Source organism: Photobacterium kasasachensis (assembly GCF_050336885.1).
GTDB lineage: Bacteria > Pseudomonadota > Gammaproteobacteria > Enterobacterales > Vibrionaceae > Photobacterium > Photobacterium kasasachensis.
This window is the reverse complement of the sequence record NZ_JAKJSH010000061.1, coordinates 1-1092: the sequence shown is the minus strand read 5'-3', so window position 1 is coordinate 1092 and position 1092 is coordinate 1. Positions and strand designations below refer to the sequence as shown.

Annotated in this window: 2 tRNA genes and 2 rRNA genes; all 4 read right to left on the bottom strand. The window is 49.3% G+C overall.

Going from position 1 to position 1092, the window contains the following annotated elements:
- Positions 1 to 343, bottom strand: a 23S ribosomal RNA gene (locus L4D19_RS30255); the annotation flags it as partial.
- Between the two features lie 266 nt (positions 344 to 609).
- Positions 610 to 685, bottom strand: a tRNA-Ala gene (locus L4D19_RS30250).
- A gap of 45 nt (positions 686 to 730) precedes the next feature.
- Positions 731 to 807, bottom strand: a tRNA-Ile gene (locus L4D19_RS30245).
- A gap of 72 nt (positions 808 to 879) precedes the next feature.
- Positions 880 to 1092: ribosomal RNA gene (locus L4D19_RS30240) — 16S ribosomal RNA — on the bottom strand; the annotation flags it as partial.

Genomic DNA, 1092 nt, shown 5'->3' with positions numbered 1-1092 from the left:
GCGTTGTCGGCTACGGGGCTATCACCCTTTACTGCTGTGCTTTCCAGCACATTCGCCTAACACTCAACTAGCTTAAGGGCTAATCCGGTTTCGCTCGCCGCTACTGCCGGAATCTCGGTTGATTTCTGTTCCTCGGGGTACTTAGATGTTTCAGTTCCCCCGGTTCGCCTCGCAACGCTATGTATTCACGYTGCGATACCTGCTTGTGCAGGTGGGTTTCCCCATTCGGAAATCCCAGACTCRAGTGGCTCTTACTGCCTAATCTGGGCTTAACGCAAGTTAGTACGTCCTTCATCGCCTCTGACTGCCAAGGCATCCACCGTGTACGCTTAGTCACTTAACCATACAACCCCAAGAGGTTTCGTATGTTCAAACAACCAAGGTTTGTGTCTCTGATAAGGAGACATTGGTTTTTCGCCGGACTCTTACACAAGACACTTGAATGTGTATTGCTTGAGAACTCGTTTCATCTCTCGATGAAACATTTTAATTCAACCTATGGTTGAATTTACTAGTCAGCTTTCCAGATTGTTAAAGAGCATGTGTTTATCAAGAGATAACCACTTTTTAAACACACTCACTTCTTTTYCAAGAAATGCGCTTAAAGAGTGGTGGAGCTAAGCAGGATCGAACTGCTGACCTCCTGCGTGCAAGGCAGGCGCTCTCCCAGCTGAGCTATAGCCCCAACGTTACCGAAAGACTCTTCACWCACTTCCTCTGGGAGAAGAAGTGGTGGGTCTGAGTGGACTTGAACCACCGACCTCACCCTTATCAGGGGTGCGCTCTAACCACCTGAGCTACAGACCCAAGTCTTTCACGTCTTTTACATATTAACCARGCAATCTGTGTGGACACTGCATCAAACAAGCAGTCTATCGTTAAGGAGGTGATCCAGCCCCAGGTTCCCCTAGGGCTACCTTGTTACGACTTCACCCCAGTCATGAACCACACCGTGGTAAACGCCCTCCCGAAGGTTAAGCTATCTACTTCTGGTGCAGCCCACTCCCATGGTGTGACGGGCGGTGTGTACAAGGCCCGGGAACGTATTCACCGTAGCATTCTGATCTACGATTACTAGCGATTCCGACTTCA